Here is a 21,234-nt window from a genome sequence, read left to right on the forward strand (position 1 = left end):
AATATATAGAATACTTTTTACAGTAAGGAGCTTTAACAATGACAAGAAAAACCAACGCTGGGAAGATTAGTATACTTGCGTTATTTGCAGCGATTATTATTATTCAAAATTATGTCCCACTATTAGGATATATCCCCGTAGGAATATTTGTAGTAACTACAATTCACATCACGGTTGTTATTGCGGCGATTGTTCTAGGACCGGTAGATGGTGCGATAGTTGGTGGAATTTGGGGGATCGTTGATTGGATAAAGGCACTTACTTTAACAGCGAGTCCTTTTAGTAACATCGTGATGGCTAACCCCATGGTATCAATTGTACCTCGCATTTTAATCGGTTTAGTAACAGGTTTGGTAGTCAACTGGATGATAAGAATTAATATTAAACAACAGATTACTTTGATTGTCGGGTCGATCATTGGCTCTTTGGTTAATACTAGTTTAGTTTTAAGTATGATTTACATCTTTTTTCACGATGGTTCTGGAATTTATGCAGCTCTCAATATTCAAGATTTGATGCCATATTTATTGTCTGTGGCGGGGGTTCATGGAATACCTGAGGCCATTGCAGCAGGTGTGATTGCACCGCTAATTTCAATTCCGCTGTTAAAATATACTAAAGTGGGACAAGAAAGATTCAGACAATATGAAAGAAAAAATTAATTTTTAACTTGATTAGTTGTCACAGGACTATGATTTTTTTGATGGTTCAGTTAAACTGAATACGTACACCAAAATGAAGGGTCTGGATTGCGAGTGGCGAAGAGAAAAAGAAGACGAAAATCTAGTTCTTTTTATAATCGAGGTCAGTTACACGTTTCTAACTTGATCGGTGTTTTGTTAGCATTATGCCTGATTGTAGCAGTTAGCATGAAGTTATATGTCACTCAGCATAATGTCGTGGACGATAGTGTGGCTACGGAAGCATCTAATGATGCTCAACATCAGCAATTTATTAAAACAATTGGACCGTATGCCCAACAAATGCAGCGGCAATATGGCATATTACCTAGCATTACAATGGCTCAAGCAATTTTAGAGTCGGATTGGGGACAGAGTACCCTATCTAAAAAGTTTAATAACTACTATGGAATTAAAGGTGATTCCGATTCTAATAGTAGGTATTTTAAGACGCAGGAATTCGTAAATGGTAGATGGGTAACTGTTTCAGCTCGATTTAGGGTTTATTCTTCATGGCAAGAGTCAATGCGAGATCATTCACTTCTTTTGGTTAACGGAACAAATTGGAATTCGCAACAGTACCAAGCGGTCATCAATGCGGCAGATTATAAACAAGCTGCGCAAGCACTGTATGATGCCCAATATGCAACTGATCCGGATTATCCTAGTAAATTAATTAATTTAATTCAAAAATATGGTTTAAATAACTATGATAAATAGGGGGATATTATGAAGTTACTTGAAGATAAGATTAAGTCCGAAGGAATCGTATTACCAAACAACGTTTTAAAGGTAGATGGTTTTTTAAATCACCAGGTGGATGCTCAATTGATGTTTGAAATTGGCAAAGAATTTGGACGTTTATTTAAAAAACAGAACGTAACAAAGATTTTAACGGTTGAATCTTCAGGAATTGCCCCTGCTGTAATGACTGGCTTAGCAATGGATGTGCCAGTTGTTTTCGCTAGAAAGCATAAGAGCTTGACCCTTACTGATGATTTATACACAGCGTCAGTTTACTCATATACAAAGCAAACTAGTAATCAAATTTCTATTTCAAAACGGTTTATTGATGAAGAAGATCGAGTTTTGATTATTGATGATTTTTTGGCTAATGGCCAAGCGATTTCTGGATTGCTTGATATTGCGGATGCAGCTAATATCGATGTAGTGGGAGTCGGAATTGTGATTGAAAAGACTTTCCAAAAGGGAAGCCAAATTATTAAAGACCGCGACATTCAGTTAGAATCTTTAGCAAGAATTAAGGCGCTAACGGATGATGGTCAAGTTGAATTTGAATAAATAAGTAAGAAGATTGATGAACAGGCGGGATGATTTAAGTGGAGAGTGAAGTAATTACCTCTAGAAAAATTATTTATCCAGGGGACATAATTGGTATTATTGGAGAAGGACGTTCAAGTGTACAACTCGTTGCTACTGCAAAGTCAATGGGTTTTAAGGTTGCTACATACGTTACTTCTGAGAAAAATGGCGTGAATCAATATGCGGACATTAGTTTTGTCGGTAGTATTCATGATGGGGAAAAATTACAACGCTTTGCAGAACGTTGTAAAATTGTTCTATACGAATCAGAACTAATTGATATTAAAACAATTCAATATTTACAACAATTTGTTTCAATTCCACAAGGAGTTAAATTACTTGAATTAAATCAAGATCGAATCCTAGAACGAGCAACTCTAGAACAAACAGGGATTAAGGGAACGCCCTATGTTACAGTTGTAGATTTAGACGATTTATATGAGTCAATTAATGAAATTGGATATCCGGCTATTCTTCGTCCAATCTTAAAGGATGCTATGACTGAAAAAGAGTTAATTCTTAAGAGTGAGATAGATATTCCAAAGGCCAGCGTACTATTAGAACGTGGAACTTATATGCTTCAACCAGTTATGACCGGTGGAAAAGAGATCGCAGTAAGTATTGTTAAAGATCAAAATAATCGGCAAAAAATGTTCCCAATGGTCGAGAATGTTTACGAAAACCATTTTCTAAAAGAAACTAAAGTTCCAGTTGATTTAGATTCAAAAGTTCAAAATTCAGTATTAGAAGCAGCAACTAAAATTGCTGGTTTAGTAGAGTACGTAGGTGTATTTTCAATCGTCTTCTATGTTGATGGTGAGGACATCTATTTTGAACAATTAATACCTGGAATTCGTGATGAACAAAACGTATTTAATCTAGCGTCAAACACCACGGTCTATGAAGAAATGCTCCGGGCCTTGAGTGGAATGATGATTAGTGACATCCGGCTCCAAGTACCAACCATCATGTTAAACATTACGGATGAACAAATGAAGAAAATCAAAACACAGTGGTTAATTAAATCAAATTGGCATTTCCACTTCTATCCGCAAGTAGATGACGCAGATGCTAAACAGCATATCGGATATATCTTGGCAGATGGTGATGATGTCAAACAAATTCAAGAACAAATTGATAACACTGATATTTGGTAAAACTCTGTTAAAGTCGGTAAATAAACCGGCTTTTTTTGATATAATGGTTTGTGGTTATTTTTTAGTTACGTAGATAGAGAGGATTGAACAAATTGCCAGAAATTAATTTAATAAAAGGCCTTAATGATATGCAAAAAGAAGCGGTTCAGACAACTGAAGGACCGTTATTGATTATGGCCGGCGCCGGTAGTGGTAAGACCCGAGTTTTGACGCACCGCGTTGCATATCTAATAGAAGAAAAAGGTGTTAATCCGTGGAATGTTTTGGCAATTACCTTCACTAATAAGGCTGCTAGAGAGATGCGTGAGCGAGTTACTAGTTTGCTGGGTGATGAAGCTGCTGAAATTTGGGTATCAACGTTCCATGCTCTTTGCGTAAGAATTTTAAGAAGAAATATTGATCAACTTGGATATAATCGAGCATTTTCGATTGCCGATCCTAGCGAACAAAGAACCCTAGTCAAACATATTTTAGCCGATTTAAATTATGATCCTAAAAAGTTTGATCCACGTTCAGTTTTAGGAACGATTTCCAATGCTAAAAATGATTTAAAAACGCCACTCACTTATCGTGAGAATGCAAGTACTCCATATGAACAGGTAGTCGCAGATATCTATGAAGAATATCAGCGTCGCTTAGAGAACAATCAGGCTTTAGATTTTGATGATTTGATTATGAAAACCATCGAACTTTTCCAAAAGAATCCTGAAACCTTATCATTTTATCAAAATAAATTTCATTATATTCATGTGGATGAATATCAGGATACTAATCAGGCTCAATATCAATTAGTAACGATGCTAGCTAAACATTTTAGAAATATCTGTGTAGTTGGTGATTCTGATCAAAGTATTTATGGTTGGCGGGGCGCCGATATGCAAAACATCATGAACTTTGAATCAGATTATCCAGATTCAAAGACTGTAATGTTGGAACAAAACTATCGTTCAACCCAAAATATTTTAAATGCTGCTAATGATGTGATTGAAAATAATGTAGAACGTAAACCTAAACAACTTTGGACTGATAATGATGAAGGTGAAAAAATTTCATATTATCGTGGCCAGACGGGGATTGATGAAGCCCATTTCATCGTTCAAAAAATTCGTGAGCAAATTAAAGAGCATAATTTAAATTACGGAGATTTTGCCATTCTTTACCGGACGAATGCACAGTCACGAGTAATTGAAGATACGTTTGTTAAATCCAACATCCCTTATTTAATGGTCGGGGGACATAAATTCTACGATCGTAAGGAAATTAGAGATGTACTGAGTTACCTTACTTTGATTGCTAACGAAGACGATTCGATGAGTTTTGAACGAGTGATCAATGAACCTAAACGTGGGATTGGTTCGACTTCTATTGCTAAATTACAAGCTTTCGCGGATGAAAATAATTGGTCCTTATTGAAAGCGGCTCGTAGTGTTCAGATTGCAAATGGAATTTCTAGTCGAGCTCGCAATGCAATTGAAGATTTCGCTAAGATGATTGACGCTCTACGTAAATCAGGTGAATTTTTAAATATCACAGAATTAACAGAAGCAGTCTTGGAACAAACTGGTTATCGAGCTGCTTTAGAAAAATCTAGAACGATGGAATCAGAAGCACGCCTTGAAAATATTGACGAATTTTTAACAGTTACTAAGCAATTTGACGATAAGAATGAAGCTGAGGGAAATGAAATTGCTGACGAAAATGGTGATAACATTCAATTAGTAGATTTCTTAGCGGATCTGGCCTTGGTTTCTGATCAAGATAATGTGGAAGAAGAGCCATCAGGAGTAACCCTCATGACCCTGCATGCGGCTAAGGGTCTTGAATTTCCAATCGTATTTTTAGTTGGGATGGAAGATGGAATTTTCCCACTTTCTAGAGCAATGATGGATCAAGAACAATTAGAAGAAGAACGACGATTAGCCTATGTTGGAATCACCCGAGCACGTCAAAAGTTGTATATTACGAATGCTTATTCTAGAATGCTTTATGGTAGGACACAAACTAATCCAGCTTCACGGTTCATTTCAGAAATTGGATCACAATATTTGAAGAGTGAAAATGAAGAAAAGAGTTTTTCAAGAAATACTAAAGAAAAATCATATCCGTTTGACAATAACCGAAATGCACGCGCAACAGCTAGTGTTTATGGTAATACCCATGCTACGGCGGTTAAATCTAATGGTAGCGGAGCTGGTAAAGTTAGCTGGAATGCTGGGGATAAAGTCGAACATAAAGCTTGGGGTATTGGTACCGTAGTGAAGGTGTCTGGCGCTGGAGAAGATGCCGAATTGGATATCGCCTTTAAAGATCAAGGAATTAAGCGGTTATTGGCCGCTTTTGCACCAATTAAACGGGTTGTTGAATAAAGAATTTTATACAGGGTTTAGGTTAGCGGTATAATTAGGGATAAATGAAAGATTGAGGAAACTTTTCTATGAATGTAACTAAAAAATTGAGTTTATTAGTTGCCACATTAGTTATGGGCGTGGGACTGACTGCCTGTGGAAGTTTAGATAATTCATCAATGCAATCTTCTACCAATAATGTGACCGGAAAAAAGAACAAAAAAAATAATTACCAAACAACAGGATCAGCTTCAGGCTCGTATGCTGGGGTGATTAAAAATGGAAAATACGTGACAAGCAAGTCACGGGGATTAACTGCCGATCAAAATGGTAATGTTAATAACACCAAGAGTTTCGAGAGTGGATTACAAGACATTTCCAAAAAGATTTTTCCAACCTCTCAATATGTTTTCCAAGAAGGTCAATATCTGAGTTCAGATACTGTTCAAAATTGGCTTGATCGGGAATCTAAGAGCAATCCGGAAGGGCTGAACCCTAAGGATAATGGTTCAAAAGACCCAGACAAACGAAACCCAATTTATCTCCAGGCTCTTGAAGAACAGGATTATATGGAAAAATCAGGAACTTCTTTGAAACTCAAAGGGGTTACAATTGGATTAGCGATGAATTCGGTTGATTATTATCAAAAAGAACAATACGGCGCTCAATATGAGACTAAAATCTCAGATGCCGAGATTAAGGCTAAGAGTCAAGAAATTGCTCAAAAAATGCTAGAACGACTTCGCAAGAAATCTGAATTTAAAAATGTTCCAATTGTGATTGCAGTCTATAAACAAGCTTCCAATGATAGCCTAGTTGGTGGAACGTTTATGCGTTATTCTAACAATTCCGGTGAAAAGCTTGCAAAATGGAAAGACTTAGACTACAAGAATGTTGTTTATCCAATTAGTGATACGGAAACCTCACCTAATAGCAATGATTCTAGTGCGTTTGATAACTTTAAGACGCAAGTAGAAAGCTTCTTCCCTAATTTAAGTGGGATTACTGCAAAAGCAAGATACGACGGTAAATCGATGGAAGGTATGAGTGTATCAATCACGACTCAATTCTATAGTGAGACTGAGATTAACAGTTTTACTCAATTTGTTTCAACTCAGGCTGAAAAGTATCTTCCTAGTGGAGTTAATATTGATATAACAATTAAATCTACTGATGAAGTCCAGAGTTTCCTATCGCGCTCAGCTAAAGAAAAGACGTTTAGTTCTCATGTCTTTTCAAGTTATTAAATCTTAGAAGGAGAAATCAATGACAACTGAAAATAACATTACTAAAAAAGATGTAGAACATGTTGCTACGTTAGCTAAACTAAAATTTAATGACGAACAACTTGAAAAATTTACGGATCAAATCGAAGATATTATCGATTTAGTGGATACTTTAAATGAGGTTGACACAACCAATGTCGAACCTACTTTTAATGTTACTGATCAATTAAATCGAATGCGTGAAGATGTAGCTGTTCGTTCGAATGATAAGGAAGCATTATTAGCTAATGCCCCTGAAACAGAAAACGGATTTATCCGTGTACCAGCAATTCTTGATGAAAGTGGGGAAGCATAATGAAGTTTTTTGATATAACAGTAACAGAGCTTCACCAAAAGTTAGTTGATAAAGAATTAACAGTAACTGAATTAGTTTCAGAAACATTGGATCAAATTGAAGCCGACCAAAAAGTTTTAAATGATTTTGTGACCATTAATCGCGAGGGAGCTTTAGCTCAAGCCCGTGCTATCGATGAAAAGGGAATTAACCCTGATAATATTTGGGCCGGAATCCCGATTGCTGTCAAAGACAATATTGTAACCAAAGGAATCAAAACTACTGCTGCATCTAAGATGCTCAGTAACTTTATACCCATCTACAATGCAACTGTTATTGAACGTTTACAAGCTAATGATGTAATTATTATTGGTAAGACAAATATGGATGAATTTGCCATGGGTGGATCAACTGAAACTTCATACTTTGGTGATACGCGTAATCCATGGGATCATACTAAGGTTCCTGGTGGGTCATCAGGTGGTTCTGCTACAACAGTTTCAGCTGGAAATTCAATTGCTGCTCTTGGTTCAGACACGGGTGGCTCAATTCGTCAACCAGCCTCATACACTGGAATTGTTGGGATAAAACCAACTTATGGACGTATCTCACGTTATGGTTTGATTGCTTTTGGATCAAGTTTAGATCAAATTGGACCCATGACGCGTACGGTTAAGGATAATGCAGCTTTATTGAATATTATTGCTGGAATGGATGAGCGCGATTTAACTAGTTCTGACAAAAAGGTACCAGACTTCACATCTAAGATTGGTAAAGATATTAAGGGGATGAAGATTGGTTTGCCTAAGGAATATCTAGGCGATGGAATCAATGAAGACGTTAAAAAAGTCGTACGTCAGGCAGTTGAAACATTAACTAATTTGGGAGCAACGATTGAAGAAATTTCGCTCCCACGGAGTAAGTACGGTGTAGCAGCTTATTATATTATCGGTTCTTCAGAAGCTTCATCTAACTTACAACGCTTCGATGGTATTAGATATGGTCATCGAGCTCAAAATGTCAAAAATCTTGAAGATGTATATGTTAAATCACGTTCCGAAGGTTTCGGAGATGAAGTAAAGCGTCGTATCATGTTAGGGACTTATTCGTTATCGGCTGGTACATATGATGCATACTTTAAGAAGGCAGCCCAAGTTCGTACTTTAATTATTAATGATTTCAATAAAATCTTTGAAGATTATGATTTGATTATTGGACCAACAGCTCCAACACCAGCCTACGCTATAGGCGCTGAAGTTGATGATCCAACTACAATGTATATGAATGATGTTCTAACAATCCCAGTTAACTTAGCAGGTTTACCAGCAATGTCAGTTCCTGCTGGATTTAGTGATAATATGCCAGTCGGATTACAAATTATTGCTAAACCGTTTGATGAAGAAACGATGTATCAAGCTGGGGCAGCTTTTGAAGCTGCGACCGAGGTACATTCAAAGCACCCTGAAATGGAGGACAAATAATGAATTTTAAAACAACTATTGGACTTGAAGTCCACATTGAATTAAAAACAAACTCGAAAATTTTTAGTCCTTCACCCGTTGAATTTGGTGACCAACCTAATGCTAATACGAACGTAATTGACTGGGGATACCCGGGAGTATTACCTCAAACTAACAAGGGTGTGGTTGAGGCAGGGATGATGGCTGCCAAAGCTTTACATGCTAATATTACTAGAACCCAACATTTCGATCGTAAAAATTATTTTTATCCTGATAATCCTAAGGCTTATCAAGTTACCCAAGCGGATACTCCAATTGGTACGGATGGTTGGATTGAAATCGAAGTAGAAGGTAAAAAGAAAAAAGTCGGTATTGCCGAGATGCATATTGAAGAAGATGCCGGTAAAAATAGTCATAATCCCAATGGATACTCTTATGTTGATTTGAATCGTCAGGGTACTCCGTTAATTGAAATTGTTTCTAAACCAGATATCGAATCACCAGATGAAGCTTATGCATATCTTGAAGCGTTGCGTCAACGAATTCAATTTACTGGTATTTCAGATGTTAAGATGGAAGAAGGATCCATGCGAGTCGACGTTAATATTTCTATTAGACCACTGGGTTCTGAAAAATTTGGTACAAAAGCTGAATTGAAGAATATTAATTCCTTTAACTTTGTCCGTAAGGGACTTGCTTTTGAAGAAAAACGTCAACAAAAAATTCTGTTAGCTGGTGGACAAGTTCGTCCTGAAACGCGTCGTTATGATGAAACTACGGGGCAAACTATTTTGATGCGTGTCAAAGAAGGGGCAGAAGATTATCGTTATTTCCCAGAACCGGATCTTCCAAGCATTACCATTGATGATGAATGGATCAAAGACGTTGAAGATAAGATGCCAGAAATGCCTGGTAAGCGACGCGCTCGTTACGTTGAAGAACTTGGTTTGACAGATTACGATGCGATGGTCTTAACTCAAACTAAGGAAATGTCAGATTTCTTTGAAGCTACTGTTGCTCAAGGAGCTGATCCTAAATTAACGGCCAACTATTTGATGGGGGATGTTAATGCCTACTTAAATGACCAAAAAGTCGATCTTCAAGAAACCAAATTAACTCCTGGACACTTGGCCAGCATGGTTAAAATGATTACTGATGAAACGATTTCTTCTAAGATGGCTAAGAAGGTCTTTAAAGCTATCACCCAAGGTGAAGAACCTACAAGTTGGGTTAAAGCTAAGGGACTGGTTCAACTATCAGACCCAGCTGTTTTGAAGCCAATGATTGTAGAAATCGTTGATAATAATGAACAATCTGTTGCTGACTTTAAGAATGGTAAAGATCGAGCAGTGGGCTTCTTAGTGGGACAAATTATGAAACAAACTAAAGGACAAGCTAACCCTAAAGTAGTTAACAAAATCCTAATGCAAGAACTTAATTCTCGTTAGAGGAATAGAATCGGAGGATGACGTACGATGCGGAAACGTGCGCGAATTATATATAACCCAACTTCAGGACGTGAAATGATTAAACAACACTTAGTTGAAATTCTTGCGGTAATTGAGAAAGCAGGATATGAGACAAGTGCTTTTGCTACTACACCTGAACCCGATTCTGCCAAAAACGAGGCTCGCCGAGCTGCAAAAGATGGATTTGATTTAGTGGTTGCAGCTGGCGGAGACGGAACGATTAATGAAGTAGTAAATGGAATTGCACCGTTACTTAGACGTCCTAAAATGGCGATTATCCCAACTGGAACGACCAATGATTATGCGCGGGCTTTACGAATTCCTCGCGAAGATCCAGTGGGTGCTGCCAAAGTTATTTTGCAAAATCAACGACTAAAGATGGATATTGGTAAAGCTGGCGAAAATTATTTCATTAATATTGCGGCCGGTGGTTTATTAACGGAATTAACTTATGATGTGCCTTCAAACCTCAAAAGTATTTTTGGCTATCTTGCATATATTGTTAAGGGGGCAGAATTACTACCACGGGTAAAACCGGTTGAAATGGACATCGAATATGATGGAGAACGATATCATGGTAAAGCTTCCATGTTTTTCCTCGCGTTAACGAATTCAATTGGTGGGTTTGAACAAATTGTACCGGATGCCTCTCTGGATGATGGGAAATTTACAATGATTATTGTAAAATCAGGTAATTTGCCTAACTTACTCCATTTAATGGTTAAAGCCTTAAATGGAAAACATGTCAATGATTCGCGGATCATCTATCGGAAAGCACGAAAAGTTACGGTCCGTCCAGTAAACGATCGTGTTATGGTTAATTTGGATGGGGAGTATGGTGGAGATGCTCCTATGGTATTTAAAAATTTAAAACGCCATATTGAAATGTTCACTAACTTAGATGATGTACCAGTTAATTTGATTAAAGAAGATGACGAATATCGACAAGTGGAACAACAATTTGTCGAAGAAGTTCAAAATCTTCCAGATGATAACAAAATAGATTAAAGAAAAGCTTGAGAAATACGCTGAAATGCGTTACAGTTCTTGAGTAGCACACGAGAATAAAGCAGGCTGGTATTAATGTGCCAGCCTGTTTTTATCAGTAAATAGATAGGGGAAATAAATGAAGAGTACAGCACCTGTTGAAAAAAATTTAGTATATACGGTAGAAATTGAAGATTTAACATATCAAGGCATGGGAGTTGCTAAGATTGAACATTTTCCAATTTTTATCGCTGATAGTATTCCTGGTGAAAAGATTGAAACTAAGATTATTAAGGTTCAAAAGAATTTTGCTTTTGGACGTGTAGAAAAGGTCCTAGAAGAAAGTCCAGATCGTGTAGAAAGTAATGATGCCGCTTATACCCAAACTGGAATTGCGCCATTACAACACATCACGTATGATGCACAACTAAAATTCAAACAAAATCAAATTAAAAACTTATTGAAAAAGTCACATTTAGAAGATTTAGAAGTGGCTGATACAGTTGGAATGGAAAATCCAACCGGTTATCGTAACAAGGCTCAAATTCCAGTACGTAAAATTAAAGGAAAACTTCAAACTGGCTTTTTCAAGCGAAACAGCCATGATTTAGTTCCTATCGAAGATTTTTATATTCAAGATCCAGTAATTGATAAGGTAATCGTTGAAGTACGCGATATTTTACGCGAATTTTATATTGATCCATATCGTGAAGCCGAAAATAAGGGGATTATTCGAAATATTATGGTCCGTCGTGGACGTCGTTCAGGACAGATCATGGTAGTTTTGATTACGCGTACTAAAGATGTTCCTCATCTAGCAGAAATTACAGAAGCAATTGCTGCTATTGATGGAGTTGTTAGTGTAATTCAAAATATTAATTACAAACAAACTAACGTCATTATGGGAGATGAAGACCGAGTTCTTGCAGGTGAATCAGTTATTCATGATGAACTTTTAGGATTGGATTTCATTATTTCAGCTCATTCTTTCTATCAAGTTAACCCTATCCAAACTGAAAAACTTTATCAACTTGCTATCGATAAAGCTGGATTAACTGGAGAAGAAACTGTGATTGATGTTTATAGCGGAATCGGTACAATTTCGCTTGCGATGGCAAAAGCTGCTAAAAAAGTTTACGGCGTAGAAATTGTTAAGGAAGCTGTTCAAGACGCTAAAATCAACGCCTTCCAAAATAACGCAAGTAATACTGAATTTGTTGTTGGTAAAGCCGAAGAACAAATGCAAAAATGGCAAGAAGATGGCTTGAAACCGGACGTTGTTGTTGTTGATCCTCCACGAAAAGGACTTGACCAAAGTGTTATTGATGCAACTGTTGGTATGAAGCCAAAACGGGTTGTTTATGTAAGCTGTAACCCTGCAACCCTTGTGCGTGATATTGATCGTTTTGGAGAACAAGGCTATGTAGTAAATCAACCAATCGTTCCCGTGGACCAATTTCCACAAACACCACACGTAGAAAGCGTTACGGTGTTAGAACGAGTTTAGATAAAAATAAATTTTAAATTTCATTGATTAAAAAGCGTACTACTTATTTTCGAATAAGTAGTACGCTTTTTTATTAAAATTATGATAAGAAACGGATTAAATATTATAATTGATTACAGAACGAAAGTATGGAGGGCAATGTGATGGCTAGTCAACAAATAAAAATCGAGAATATTACTATGAATGAGGTATTAAAGGCAATGCATCGATTAGGAGGTCAAGTTACAAGAAAGGATATTCGGCAAGATATACGAGATAATTCAGATGTAATTTCCGATAATGAAGTAGATAAAGTTAGAGTATCAAAAAAAACGGGCAACAAGTACAGACCCTTTAATTGGACATTGAATTTTGCCATTAAGTATCTTATCATGACAGATTATATCGAAACAGAAGATAATCGAGAATTAGAGTTATCAAAAAAAGGTCGTAATATTAATTTTCTAGAATTTGATGCAGCAAGGTACGTGAGGCCTATTGTTGAAAAACAGTTAGTTGAGGAAAAAGAGAATAAAATTTCGGTTATCGAAGAAGTTGAAAGTGAACAGGTTGAGCCTGATGCTAGAGAAGAATCTTGGCGAGAGCAATTACTAAATGCATTAATAAAGATGAATCCTAAGAAATTTGAACTTTTCTGCCGAGGATTATTAAAGAAAATGGACATTGATGTTGACGATGTAATTGGTGTAAAGTTTGTCGCTGATGGAGGCCTAGATGGTTTTGGATATGTCCGTTCGGATGATTATCGAACTACTCGTGTAGCTCTTCAAGTTAAACGTTGGCAAAGTAAGGTGTCCGCTCCTGAGATTGATAAATTTCGTGGTGCTATGGACAAATTCAATGCCGAATTTGGGATCTTTATTACTAATTCAGATTTTACTCGAGAAGCCGTTGAAACTGCTCGTCAAGGTACAAGAATTATTACATTAATTAATGGCGATCAAATTTGTGATCTAGTTGCTAAATATAATTATTACGTTGAGCCTGTAACTACATACCGACTTAAAGAATTTTATTTGGATAAGGATTAACAATGGTTATTTGTACAATTCAGCCTTGTAAGGTATATCGAGAAATTTTAGTAAAGATAGTTTTTAATGCAATCCAGCGTTTTCTATAAATTTAAAAGATGACGCTGATTTTTTGTGAGTGTATCGTTAAATAATCAATATTATAGGCTCTTTAAAAAAGAAAAATACCTATCTTATCTGGTCCTGACGACAAATCCGAAACTATAACATATTAACAACTAGATTTTTTAGATGCCAGCTAATATTTGGGGTTATCTCACATTGTAGTGAGTATGAGCAGAATGCAATTCTTTCCAGACTTGCTTCTGGTCAATAAAAAGGTATGCTTGTGTCGATTAGTAAAATTTAAACAACTCTATATGTGAATTCACGCTGAAGAATAATGTCTACTAACAAATTTGGGTTTTCTAATCTAGTAAAACAGATTCAGAACTAAACCTATTCAAAGTTTTCCCTGAAAAATAAACACACAGCTAAAAATTACTGAGTACAATTCAATTATTTACATTTTTCTTTAAAAATTCTTTCTACAAAAAATGGATAGTCACATTCCATTTCGAGGTTTAAGTTAAGAAATCAATGTCGATATTGCCATTAATGGGTAAAACCATGGCCTACACTAGCAGGTCTCCGCGATGGTCGCGGTCGCTATTGAGAATAGTGTTAAGCCATACTACAGCTACCATTGACAAAGTAGTAAAAAGCTCCAAGAAACTAGATGCAATCTGGTTCTCTTGGAGTTTTTTATATTTAGTACAAAATTTTTGTTCTAAACTTATTTTTTGCGCTGATCATAAGCTCGTTTTGATTTAAATCCGGCTTCAAAAACGGCTTTCATCTGTTCAATGTGACGGATTTTAGTCGCTTCAGATTTAACTCCAAAAATAAAACGAGCCCATTCGCGCTGATATCCCGGAGTAAGTTTAATAAAAAAAGTATGTAAACTATCGGTATCTTCTAATAGTTCAGCAACCTTTGGGATATCAATTGTGTATTCTGTTAATGGCTTTTGAGGCATAGTGATCACTCCAGTTTGTTTGATAAAAGCATTATAACAGTATTTTGAAATTTTTATTGTCTATTTCTAGTTTTATCAATTTCGTGTCGAATATTGGTAGCAATATTTCGTTTGGTCTTAATAGCAATCATCATAAATAAGGTATCCATTATACTAATTTGAGCAATGAGTGCGTGTAAGGCATCCGGACGGTAAAGTGATTCTTCAGCGACTGAAACAAGAGTAACATCAGCTTTTTTTGAAAGAGTTGAGTTAGCAGAACTAGTAATTAATATTAATGGAATATTACGTTCTTTAGCGACTTCAGCTAGGGCGAGGGCATCCCGATTTTCCCCCGAATGAGATACTAACAGCATCACGTCATTTTTTGAGAGGCGGGCTGCTTCCATTAATTGCATATGAAAATCACTTGCATAGATGGGTTCGATAGTGGTGCGTAAAAACTTATGAAATCCATTTAATGCAACAATATTGCTAGCACCTAAGCCAAATAAACCTAATTTTTTAGTGTTTAAAATTAGATTTACACACTGATCCAAATCTTTTCCATTTAGAGCATTTTCAGTAGCATTTAAAGTATCCACATTCAGTTTAAATATCTTCTTAGCCATGGTTTTAGGAGAATCGGCAGGGCTGATTTCTACATAGGGATTATTAGTTTCTATATTTTGAGCTATGCAGAGTTTTAAAGCTTGAAAATTATCAAAACCTAGATTTTTGGCAAAGCGTGAAATAGTTGCAGTAGAGATATTAGTTCTATGGCTAAGTTCAGATATCGTAAGTTGGGTAGTTTGGGCCTGATTTTTTAATAAAAATTGTGCTAATTCTTTTTCCTTATCGCTAAAATTGGCTTGATAAGCTTGAAGTCTTAAATTAAAATTTGCCATCGTGATTACCTCGAGTTTGTGATTTATTTAATTATAACATCAAAATTGTACAAGAAAATAATTTTCTTGTAAACGCTTTCAATATGTAACATATTTTCATACAATATAAATATAAATTAAGAGATATATGAAGAAATGAGGGAACGTCATGAAAATTGGATTGATTGGTTTAGGAAAAATGGGACTCAATTTAGCGGAAAATATGTTAGATAATAATATCGAAGTATTGGCTTTTGATGTCTTTGACAAAGCTAGAGAGAATGCTGAAAAGCATAACATAAATACGGTAGATAGTATTGAACAGCTAGTTAAACAACTTGATCAACCGCGAATAATTTGGATAATGGTACCAGCCGGAGCTCCCACTAACGACACTATCGGCCAATTAAGTAATTTATTAAGTAAAAATGATATTGTGATTGATGGAGGAAATACATATTATCAAGATTCACTTCATCATAATCAGGTACTTAGTAAGGCTGGAATTTATTTCTTCGATGTAGGAACATCTGGAGGGATGTCCGGAGCCCGCCATGGAGGTAATTTTATGATTGGCGGAGACAAAGACAAGTTTGAGGAGATTGAACCATTATTTAAAGCTATTGCTGAAAAAGATGGATATCTTTATACAGGCCAAGCTGGTTCAGGACATTATTTAAAAATGGTCCACAATGGAATCGAATATGGAATGATGCAAGCGATTGGTGAAGGATTTGAAGTACTTTCTAAAAGTGAATTTGATTATGATAATGAAGCCGTTGCCAAAGTATGGAACCATGGATCGGTTGTCCGAAGTTGGTTGATGGAACTCGCACAATCAGCCTTTAGTAACGATCCTAACTTGGATGAAATAAAAGGGGTTATGCATAGTTCTGGAGAGGGTGCTTGGACGGTCGAAGAGGCGATAAGGTTACATGTCCCAACCCCTGTAATCAGTAGTTCGTTGATGATGCGTTATCGTTCTGAAGAAGGTGATACGATGACAGGAAAAGTAGTATCTGCCTTAAGAAATGGTTTTGGCGGACATAAAGTTGATCATAAAGAATAGTTGAGGTACAGAATATGGATTATATGATTGGTGTTGATCTTGGCACTACTAGTACAAAGGTAGTTTTATTTGATATGAAGGGAAATTCAATTGCCTATGCAAACAATCCTTATCCTTTATATCAGGATAGTCCAGATATGGCCGAGGAAGATCCAGCCGAAATTTTTGAAGCAGTTATTAATGGATTAACTGAAGTGATGCGTAAGGGAAATGTTAAGAATGGTGAATTAAAGGGAGTATCATTCTCAAGTGCGATGCATAGTTTGATTTTGATGGATAAAGATAATCATCCATTAACTAGAGTTATAACTTGGGCAGATAACCGTTCGAGCAAGTATGCTGAAGAATTAAAGGACAATGGACTTGGCCAATAATTATACGCCTATACTGGTGTACCCACTCATCCAATGTCACCATTAGTTAAATTGATTTGGTTAAAGAATGAACAACCAGAAATTTTTAAAAAGGCGACTCATTTTATTGGTATTAAGGATTATGTTTTATTTCGATTATATGGAAAGTATGTTCAGGACTACTCTCTTGCTAACGCGACTGGACTATTTAACATTTTCACGATGGATTGGGATGAACAAGCCCTTGAAATTACGGGTGTAACGCGAGACCAGCTTCCAGAATTAGTTTCCCCTGAATATCAATTAACGGGGTTAGCTAAATCGTATGCGGAGGTGACTGGGATTCCGGAAGATACTCCGTTCATCATGGGAGCTAGTGATGGTACCCTTAGTAATCTAGGGGTTAATGCAATTGAACCAGGAGTTTTGGCGGTAACAATTGGAACTTCTGGAGCAGTACGCGTGGTTGTGGATAAGCCAGTTGTTGATCCACGGGGTCGATTATTCACATATTACTTAGATGATGGTAAGTGGGTAGTAGGCGGACCGGTCAATAATGGTGGAATTGTATTTCGCTGGGTTCGCGATCAATTATTCTCTCCTGAAAAAATTACGGCTGAACAAATGCAAGTCAATTCTTATGAAATTTTAACCGACATTGCTTCTAAGATTCCAGCTGGCGCAGATGGACTATTGTTTCACCCATATTTAGGCGGAGAAAGAGCGCCGATTTGGGATGCAAACGCACGTGGAAGTTTCTTCGGATTAACGCGTCAACATACTCGTGCACACATGGTTAGAGCAGCTTTGGAAGGCATTGTATATAACCTTTACATGGTAATGCTAATGATTGAAGGAGTAGCCGGTAAACCGAAATCAATTCAAGCCACCGGTGGATTTGCTAGGAGCGCACTTTGGCGTCAAATGTTAGCTGATATTTTTGAACAAGATGTTAATATTCCAGAAAGTTTTGAAAGCTCAGCGCTGGGGGCCGTGGTGATAGGGATGAAGAGTTTGGGAATTGTCGACGATTTGAGCGTTGTTAAGGATATGGTTGGGGTAACAAATACACATAAACCCAATCAAGAGAATTTTGCTTCCTATCGAGAATTGCTACCAATTTGGATTAGATTAACAGATGAATTATCTGGAGAATACGATAGTATTGCAAAATTTCAAAGAAATCATCCTAATGAACATGCAAAAATAGCTGAAGAAGATTAAAGAGACGATCAACGGTCTTTTTAATTTAATAGCAAAAAGAAAGCGGTTACTTAGATGGGGGCGTGTTATTTATGGAAATTATGGTCTTAGTTATTGGAATAATTTTATTGTTAACTTTAATTATAAAATTTAAGATGAATACTTATGTTTCATTGATTATTACTGCGGTGGTTGTTGGATTAGGTTTAGGGATGCCGGCTAGCCAGATTGCCACCACGATTCAAAATGGAATTGGGAGTCAATTGGGTGAACTAGCGTTGGTATTTGGCTTTGGAGCTATGTTGGGTCGCTTGGTTGCCGACGCAGGGGGAGCCTATCGGATTGCTAATACCTTAATCGATAAATTCGGACGCCGCTTCTTACAAATTGCTGTTGTAGTTGCTTCGTTTATTATTGGGATTGCACTTTTCTTTGAAGTAGGAATCGTGTTATTAGTACCAATTGTATTCGCAATTGCGATCGAAGCAGGGGTTCCAGTTCTTTCCTTAGGAATTCCAATGGCAGCAGCCTTATCAGTTACTCACGGATTTTTACCACCACATCCAGCTCCTACTGCAATTGCTGCAGTCCTGAATGCTAATGCTGGAAAGGTTTTACTTTACGGAGTGATTATTGCAATTCCAACTGTTTATATTGCAGGTGTATTATTTTCAAAAATTGCTAAAAAATATCTTCCAGAAGCGTTTAAAAGAAATGGTAATTTAAAAGCTTTAGGGCCTCAAAAACAATTTAAATTAGAGGAAACTCCGGGATTCGGTATTTCGGTTTTAACTGCTCTTTTCCCAGTCATCTTAATGGCTATCACAACGATATATGAATTGATTGTCCACGACGGTGTTACACCTAAAAATCCTAATGCGGTTGACAATTTTTTTGGATTTATCGGTTCTCCTAGTATAGCTATGTTAATTTCATTATTGTTTGCAATGTGGTCGATGGGTTATCACCGTAAGATTGCTAGTAAAGATATTATGGCTACTTTAGAAGATGCGGTGAAATCAATTGCAATGCTCCTTCTGGTAATTGGTGGTGGAGGTGCGTTTAAACAAGTTTTAATTGATGGTGGTGTTGGAGATGCGGTCAAAAATATCTTTGCATCATCTAGTATCTCTCCTCTAATTTTAGGATGGTTGATAGCGGTAGTCCTTCGAGTGGCTTTAGGATCCACAACGGTGGCTTCCCTAACTGCTGCCGGTTTAGTATTACCCTTAATGCAAGGGGCGGGAATTGATCCTTCATTAATGGTGTTATCAGTTGGAGCAGGAAGTTTAGCTGCGAGTCACGTTAATGATGCAGGCTTCTGGATGTTCAAAGAATACTTTGATTTATCCGTTAAAGAAACCTTACTAACATGGACAGTACTAGAAACAATCATTTCAATTGTTGGATTAATTGGCGTGTTATTATTAAGTTTGATTGTTTAACTTAAAGGCATTAAAATAGCTATCTCACCACGTTTCCCGTAAACTGTAAGTGGGAGGTGGATTAAATGAAAAGAGCTCTTTCAATTATTGCAATAGTATTTGTTTTTATAGCAATCTTTTTGGGTTTTAGGTATTACCAAGATACTTACCAAAGTACTGAAGCTTACACTATGATTCCAGAAAAAGTTCCGCCTAAGGTACAAACTAAAGATGATTCAGGCAAAGTAATCGTTGGTAGCTATTCATATAATTATAAATTTAAGTTTGTGACCAAATCTGGTAAAGAACAAACTATGAAGTATGAATTAAATGGGGAGAACGTCAAACCCTTTAAGCCAGGGGCTTATGCCAAGGCTGAGATTAGCAAAACGAGAATCAACAAGGGACCTAATTATGTGAATAAGAATGAAGTTCCATCAAAAGCGTTAGAAAAATTAAATTAAGACAATAAAAAAGAATTTTCCATCTAAAGGAAAATTCTTTTTTTGATTTAGATTGTGTAACGTAATTTAGCAATAACCTTATCATTAAGTTTATCTTCGGGAAGAATTCGAACGTTACCACTATTTTTAATAGTGAGATCGGCTAGGTCACTCAGCAAATTATTGTGAATAGCTCGCGAACTGGTTGTATCAACTATTTCATTATCTAAAATACGTCCGTCAATCCGAACCCCCTGGGCCAAATAGATAGTATCGACTTGACCATGAATTGCTGACGTAATAATTTGATTTAAGTCGGCAGAGATTAATGCTGCACCCCGGGCCTTATCAATCTCATCTAAATCTTGTTCAAGCAAGGCTTTATTACGTTCTTGTTTGAATCGTTCAATCCGATCTTCAATTTTTTGATCGTAGTCCAGTTCAGTGGGATTGAGATCTAATTCAAATTCACTGAAGTGATTAGGCGTTTTATTAACTTCTTTGAATAAAGTCATATTTTGAGGTAGGCCCATTAAAATTACTGGTTTCGCTGGATCATTACCAAAATTATCAATGATATACTTATCAACAATTTGATAGTAACGGCGATGGTCGATTTCTTTTTCAGCAGAAGTGTCATTGTGGCCATGAACACTGATTTTTCCATTACCAACAGAGACCGAATTAGTTTCTCCACCCCGAATGTCGTCACCTAAAGCCTTTTTTAAAGTCTTGGGTGCATCATCTGGTAACGGTAATTCTTTTAAGTAACGATCTGTAAAATCGTAAAGGCGAATTTTATCGTAGCTAATCCCTAATAGATAAAATTCAAAGCGATTTTGGTAATCAAGTAACATTGGCAAGATAAATGGTAAATCAGTAGCCATTGCAATATCATGGGTTTCAACCGTTAATTCTTGAACAAAAATGGTTTTTCCGTTGGTGATTAACCCAAATGAATTTATATTATTACCCATATTCCAAAGTGAAGAACTATCAACGGTTGAATCAATTAATTGTCGATAATCATCCCCATTATCAACATCCCAAGTGGCTTGTAAAACTTCTAAAGCATGTTTAACGAGATTCTTTAGTGTAATAGATGTCTTTTCAACGGGCTGATTCGGTTCAATATCCATATAAACAGAAATAAAAGGTCCCTTTTGGGTGGAGCGTAAGAATTCTGTTAGAGAAGTATACTTTTGAGTATCTTGCATGTTATTACCTCCTTCATATTATACCTTCAGTCTAACAACCGTTGAAAACGGATTCAAAAAATATGCCTATTTATTAAAATTGATAAGTCAGTACAGGTCGCTTTTTTATGCGATACTTGGAT

18 protein-coding genes and 1 pseudogene are annotated in these 21,234 nt (G+C 36.5%); 16 read left to right on the forward strand and 3 right to left on the reverse strand.

What is annotated here, in order from left to right; genetic code table 11:
• Positions 1–38: 38 nt before the first annotated feature.
• From IV86_RS04215 to IV86_RS04270, 12 genes are all read left to right on the forward strand, one after another.
• Positions 39–662 carry an ECF transporter S component gene (locus IV86_RS04215; RefSeq protein WP_002833374.1) on the forward strand — a complete coding sequence of 208 codons (624 nt, stop codon included), beginning with the start codon at positions 39–41 and terminating at the stop codon, positions 660–662.
• A 93-nt stretch (positions 663–755) separates the two neighbouring features.
• Positions 756–1,400 (forward strand): glycoside hydrolase family 73 protein, encoded by a 645-nt coding sequence (locus tag IV86_RS04220; RefSeq protein ID WP_036673025.1) that lies wholly within the window; start codon positions 756–758, stop codon positions 1,398–1,400.
• Positions 1,401–1,409: 9 nt separating this feature from the next.
• Entirely contained in the window at positions 1,410–1,982 is a 573-nt protein-coding gene (locus tag IV86_RS04225) for a xanthine phosphoribosyltransferase (RefSeq protein ID WP_056979378.1), read from the forward strand.
• Positions 1,983–2,020: 38 nt separating this feature from the next.
• A complete protein-coding gene (locus IV86_RS04230) occupies positions 2,021–3,160 on the forward strand; it encodes an ATP-grasp domain-containing protein (RefSeq protein ID WP_056979379.1) in 1,140 nt (379 codons plus the stop codon).
• 92 nt (positions 3,161–3,252) lie between these two features.
• On the forward strand, positions 3,253–5,526 hold the full coding sequence (gene pcrA, locus IV86_RS04235; RefSeq protein WP_011673639.1) for a DNA helicase PcrA: 2,274 nt from the start codon (positions 3,253–3,255) through the stop codon (positions 5,524–5,526).
• A gap of 68 nt (positions 5,527–5,594) precedes the next feature.
• Positions 5,595–6,752, forward strand: a complete 1,158-nt coding sequence (locus tag IV86_RS04240) for a CamS family sex pheromone protein (protein ID WP_056979380.1) — start codon at positions 5,595–5,597, stop codon at positions 6,750–6,752.
• Positions 6,753–6,771: 19 nt separating this feature from the next.
• On the forward strand, positions 6,772–7,086 hold the full coding sequence (gene gatC / locus IV86_RS04245) for an Asp-tRNA(Asn)/Glu-tRNA(Gln) amidotransferase subunit GatC (protein ID WP_002833381.1): 315 nt from the start codon (positions 6,772–6,774) through the stop codon (positions 7,084–7,086).
• On the forward strand, positions 7,086–8,546 hold the full coding sequence (gatA, locus tag IV86_RS04250) for an Asp-tRNA(Asn)/Glu-tRNA(Gln) amidotransferase subunit GatA (protein ID WP_056979381.1): 1,461 nt from the start codon (positions 7,086–7,088) through the stop codon (positions 8,544–8,546). Before gatC ends, gatA begins: the two co-directional genes overlap by 1 nt.
• The gene (gatB, locus tag IV86_RS04255; protein ID WP_002833384.1) at positions 8,546–9,973 is read left to right on the forward strand and encodes an Asp-tRNA(Asn)/Glu-tRNA(Gln) amidotransferase subunit GatB; all 1,428 of its coding nucleotides are present in this window, start codon (positions 8,546–8,548) and stop codon (positions 9,971–9,973) included. Before gatA ends, gatB begins: the two co-directional genes overlap by 1 nt.
• 27 nt (positions 9,974–10,000) lie before the next feature.
• On the forward strand, positions 10,001–11,002 hold the full coding sequence (locus IV86_RS04260) for a diacylglycerol kinase (RefSeq protein ID WP_002833385.1): 1,002 nt from the start codon (positions 10,001–10,003) through the stop codon (positions 11,000–11,002).
• A gap of 118 nt (positions 11,003–11,120) precedes the next feature.
• The gene (gene rlmD / locus IV86_RS04265; protein WP_029258089.1) at positions 11,121–12,488 is read left to right on the forward strand and encodes a 23S rRNA (uracil(1939)-C(5))-methyltransferase RlmD; all 1,368 of its coding nucleotides are present in this window, start codon (positions 11,121–11,123) and stop codon (positions 12,486–12,488) included.
• Between the two features lie 143 nt (positions 12,489–12,631).
• Positions 12,632–13,519, forward strand: coding sequence for a restriction endonuclease (locus IV86_RS04270; protein ID WP_011673635.1), 888 nt, complete (start codon positions 12,632–12,634; stop codon positions 13,517–13,519).
• A 775-nt stretch (positions 13,520–14,294) separates the two neighbouring features.
• Here IV86_RS04270 and IV86_RS04275 read toward each other — a convergent pair.
• The gene (locus IV86_RS04275) at positions 14,295–14,537 is read right to left on the reverse strand and encodes a YdeI/OmpD-associated family protein (RefSeq protein WP_002833389.1); all 243 of its coding nucleotides are present in this window, start codon (positions 14,535–14,537) and stop codon (positions 14,295–14,297) included.
• Between the two features lie 53 nt (positions 14,538–14,590).
• Positions 14,591–15,424, reverse strand: coding sequence for a MurR/RpiR family transcriptional regulator (locus IV86_RS04280; RefSeq protein ID WP_002833390.1), 834 nt, complete (start codon positions 15,422–15,424; stop codon positions 14,591–14,593).
• Positions 15,425–15,572: 148 nt separating this feature from the next.
• Between IV86_RS04280 and gnd the strand changes: the two genes are divergently transcribed.
• From gnd to IV86_RS04300, 4 genes and pseudogenes are all read left to right on the forward strand, one after another.
• The gene (gene gnd, locus IV86_RS04285; RefSeq protein ID WP_002833391.1) at positions 15,573–16,472 is read left to right on the forward strand and encodes a phosphogluconate dehydrogenase (NAD(+)-dependent, decarboxylating); all 900 of its coding nucleotides are present in this window, start codon (positions 15,573–15,575) and stop codon (positions 16,470–16,472) included.
• 14 nt (positions 16,473–16,486) lie between these two features.
• Positions 16,487–18,049 (forward strand): annotated as a pseudogene (gntK, locus tag IV86_RS04290) (gluconokinase).
• 71 nt (positions 18,050–18,120) lie between these two features.
• Positions 18,121–19,473, forward strand: a complete 1,353-nt coding sequence (locus tag IV86_RS04295; protein ID WP_056979382.1) for a gluconate:H+ symporter — start codon at positions 18,121–18,123, stop codon at positions 19,471–19,473.
• Between the two features lie 65 nt (positions 19,474–19,538).
• Positions 19,539–19,916 (forward strand): YxeA family protein, encoded by a 378-nt coding sequence (locus tag IV86_RS04300; RefSeq protein WP_002833396.1) that lies wholly within the window; start codon positions 19,539–19,541, stop codon positions 19,914–19,916.
• Positions 19,917–19,963: 47 nt separating this feature from the next.
• Here the strand turns inward: IV86_RS04300 and IV86_RS04305 are convergent, their stop codons facing one another.
• On the reverse strand, positions 19,964–21,112 hold the full coding sequence (locus IV86_RS04305) for a baeRF6 domain-containing protein (RefSeq protein ID WP_002833646.1): 1,149 nt from the start codon (positions 21,110–21,112) through the stop codon (positions 19,964–19,966).
• Positions 21,113–21,234 lie beyond the last annotated feature (122 nt).

Source organism: Pediococcus pentosaceus (assembly GCF_001437285.1).
GTDB lineage: Bacteria > Bacillota > Bacilli > Lactobacillales > Lactobacillaceae > Pediococcus > Pediococcus pentosaceus.

Coding starts and splice junctions, on each gene's coding strand:
- rlmD (WP_029258089.1), top strand. CDS start 11,121: ATGAAGAGTACAGCACCTGTTGAAAAAAATTTAGTATATACGGTAGAA.
- IV86_RS04225 (WP_056979378.1), top strand. CDS start 1,410: ATGAAGTTACTTGAAGATAAGATTAAGTCCGAAGGAATCGTATTACCA.
- IV86_RS04215 (WP_002833374.1), top strand. CDS start 39: ATGACAAGAAAAACCAACGCTGGGAAGATTAGTATACTTGCGTTATTT.
- IV86_RS04260 (WP_002833385.1), top strand. CDS start 10,001: ATGCGGAAACGTGCGCGAATTATATATAACCCAACTTCAGGACGTGAA.
- IV86_RS04280 (WP_002833390.1), bottom strand. CDS start 15,424: ATGGCAAATTTTAATTTAAGACTTCAAGCTTATCAAGCCAATTTTAGC.
- IV86_RS04270 (WP_011673635.1), top strand. CDS start 12,632: ATGGCTAGTCAACAAATAAAAATCGAGAATATTACTATGAATGAGGTA.
- IV86_RS04275 (WP_002833389.1), bottom strand. CDS start 14,537: ATGCCTCAAAAGCCATTAACAGAATACACAATTGATATCCCAAAGGTT.
- IV86_RS04240 (WP_056979380.1), top strand. CDS start 5,595: ATGAATGTAACTAAAAAATTGAGTTTATTAGTTGCCACATTAGTTATG.
- IV86_RS04295 (WP_056979382.1), top strand. CDS start 18,121: ATGGAAATTATGGTCTTAGTTATTGGAATAATTTTATTGTTAACTTTA.
- gatA (WP_056979381.1), top strand. CDS start 7,086: ATGAAGTTTTTTGATATAACAGTAACAGAGCTTCACCAAAAGTTAGTT.
- gatB (WP_002833384.1), top strand. CDS start 8,546: ATGAATTTTAAAACAACTATTGGACTTGAAGTCCACATTGAATTAAAA.
- IV86_RS04305 (WP_002833646.1), bottom strand. CDS start 21,112: ATGCAAGATACTCAAAAGTATACTTCTCTAACAGAATTCTTACGCTCC.
- gnd (WP_002833391.1), top strand. CDS start 15,573: ATGAAAATTGGATTGATTGGTTTAGGAAAAATGGGACTCAATTTAGCG.
- IV86_RS04300 (WP_002833396.1), top strand. CDS start 19,539: ATGAAAAGAGCTCTTTCAATTATTGCAATAGTATTTGTTTTTATAGCA.
- gatC (WP_002833381.1), top strand. CDS start 6,772: ATGACAACTGAAAATAACATTACTAAAAAAGATGTAGAACATGTTGCT.